3 protein-coding genes are annotated in these 2557 nt (G+C 62.9%); all 3 read right to left on the bottom strand.

Going from position 1 to position 2557, the window contains the following annotated elements; translation table 11 throughout:
* Positions 1-30 precede the first annotated feature (30 nt).
* Complete coding sequence (gene tnpC / locus CDI09_RS17300; protein ID WP_078524623.1) at positions 31-1599, bottom strand: IS66 family transposase; 1569 nt, start codon at positions 1597-1599, stop codon at positions 31-33.
* Positions 1600-1664: 65 nt separating this feature from the next.
* Positions 1665-2012, bottom strand: coding sequence for an IS66 family insertion sequence element accessory protein TnpB (gene tnpB, locus CDI09_RS17305; RefSeq protein ID WP_019092242.1), 348 nt, complete (start codon positions 2010-2012; stop codon positions 1665-1667).
* The gene (tnpA, locus tag CDI09_RS17310; protein ID WP_052280042.1) at positions 2009-2497 is read right to left on the bottom strand and encodes an IS66-like element accessory protein TnpA; all 489 of its coding nucleotides are present in this window, start codon (positions 2495-2497) and stop codon (positions 2009-2011) included. Before tnpA ends, tnpB begins: the two co-directional genes overlap by 4 nt.
* Positions 2498-2557 lie beyond the last annotated feature (60 nt).

Raw genomic sequence — 2557 nt, forward strand, 5'->3', positions numbered from 1 at the left:
GTAATCATCCGGCGAGAGACGCGGGCGTATTCAGGCGGCGATGGTATTGTGGACCTGCTGGTGGGCTTTCCAGTGCCAGGGCAGGAGTTCATGGAGGCGTGGATTGGGAATGTCATTGATCCGTGCCAGGACATCAGCGAGCCATGCATGGGGATCGACATCGTTCAGGCGCGCGGTGACGATCAGGGAATACATGGCGGCGGCGCGCTCTCCGCCACGATCGGACCCGGCGAACAACCAGGCTTTCCTGCCCAGGGCGATGCCGCGCAGGGCGCGTTCTGCTGCATTGTTTGAGAGGCAGATCCGGCCGTCAGTGAGGAATCGTGTGAATGTATCGGCACGTCTGAGAAAATAGTTCATGGCGTGGGCAACGGGATTTTTTGTCGACATGCGCCGGCAACACTCCCGCATCCAGTCGAACAGATCGTCGACCAGAGGGGCTATGTCTGTTTGACGGACTGCCAGCCGATGTTCTGGGGGCGTACCGTTGATGGTGCGCTCGGCTTGGAATATGGCGTCGATCCTGCCTACTGCCTCTATGGCGAGGGGCGCCTTGTCCCTCTCGGCGATTTTGAACAGCCCTCTGCGTCCGTGGGCCCAGCATCCGGCGGAGACAACCGGCGCGGGTTGGCGTCCCGGTTTCGCCAGAGTATTATAACCCGCATAGGCGTCTGACTGCAGAATGCCGGTCCAGCCGGTGAGATGGTCCGTGGGATGTTCGCCCTTGCGGTCCCGGGAATACCGGAACCAGACGGCTGGCGGAGCTGGCCCACCAAATGGACCATCATCACGCACATAATTCCACAATCGTCCGGTGACTGTCCGGCCTTTCGCCAGAACCGGCACGGTGGTGTCGTCCGCGTGCAGGCGTTGTGCCGCCAGCACATGCGCCCGGATCAGCGTAGTCAGGGGGGCCAGCGTCGCGGTGCAGGCTCCCACCCAGTCGGCCAGCGTTGATGTGTCGAGATCGATCCCTTCGCGGGCAAAGGCATCGCTCTGGCGGTTCAGCGGCAGATGCTGCAGGAACTTGTCGCATAGGATGGTCGACAGCAGCCATGGGCCGGCGCGTCCGCGCGCGATCGGATGGAAGGGGGCGGGTGGCTGGGTGATGCTCTCGCAGTCCCGGCAGGTGAACTTCTCCCGCACCGTCTGTATGACCTTGAACTGGCGCGGGATCACCTCCAGCGTCTCGGTGACGCTCTCCCCCAGTTTGCTCAGACGATCGCTGCCACAGCACGGACACTGTGTCGGTGCGGGGATGACGACCCGCTCGCGCGGCAAATCGGCACGCAGGGGCTGGCGCCCCCGGTTGCTCCTGGGTGCTGTCGCGCGGACAGCGGGATTCACGGCGTTTTCGGGCGCGTCCTCGGCGAGTGTCGTCTCCAGCTCTTCCAGTTCGAGTTCAAGCTGGGCCAGCAGGCGGCGCCCCCGCTCCGACGAGGCGCCGAAACGGTCCTGGCGCATCCGCGCGATAAGATGTTTGAGATGGGCAACCTGCGCTTCGGCGCTGGCCGCACGGGCTTCCGCGACCTCGGCACGCGCCTCGGCAGCGGCAAGTGCCGCGCGCAAGGCGATGATGTCGTCCGTGTCTCCCGTCATGAAGGCAGTTGATCACATGGGCGCTCAAAAGGGTACCAGTATATGCTGACCTGGCGCGGTTTTTATTATCCCGCCAGTTCAGGTCTCCATGTTTTCTGCGGATTGCGCCAGTCCACACCCTCCAGCAGACAAGTCAATTGTGACGGGGAGAGATGGATCGCTCCGTCCTTTGCCGAAGGCCACAGGAAATGCCCGCGCTCGATCCGCTTCGCATATAAGGAAAGGCCGATCCCATCGTGCCAGATCAGTTTCACCAGGTCGCCGCGTCGGCCCCTGAAGGCATAGACGTCACCCGCGAAAGGGTCACGACCCAGTGCTTCCTGGACTTTCAACGCCAGCCCGGGCATCCCCAGGCGCATATCGGTTACACCGGCCGCCAGCCATATCCTCAGCGTGGAAGGAAGCGGGATCATGATCGTAGTGCGCCCACAATCTCACGCAGACGATCAGCGGACAGCCCTGTGTCGAACTCCAGCCGCACACCGTCCGGAAAGACCAGGCTGACGGCTTGGCCGGACAGCGTTCCCTGTTCTCTCCGACGCTCCAATGGCGGCGGCTCGGGGGCCGGGGCCACCATGACAGGTATGAACGATGTCCCGCCTTTGGCTTGCGCTTTGGCCCGAGCCTCTCGCCGCCAGCGAAACACCAGACTTGGATGGATCCCATACTGTGCAGCCACCTCCCTTATTGGGCGTCGGCTCTCGTAGGACGCGATGACCACTCGCGCGCGAAATTCAGGGGCGTGCCAGCGGCGGCGATCCGAAACGATCTCGATCCGCGAGGCGTCCGCCAGCCTGTCCCGCTCGCCTGTCTCTCTACCGCTCCTTTGGAGCCTCTCTGCGGTACTACCTGCGACACTCGCAGGTAGTACCGCGTCCCTATCTCTTAAATCGCTCATGCTTCATAGCTGAACCAGACCAGAAGTATTCAGCAAGGCGTCAGTCGCCGGGAGCTTACG

This window comes from Komagataeibacter nataicola, from assembly GCF_003207795.1.
Classification (GTDB): domain Bacteria; phylum Pseudomonadota; class Alphaproteobacteria; order Acetobacterales; family Acetobacteraceae; genus Komagataeibacter; species Komagataeibacter nataicola.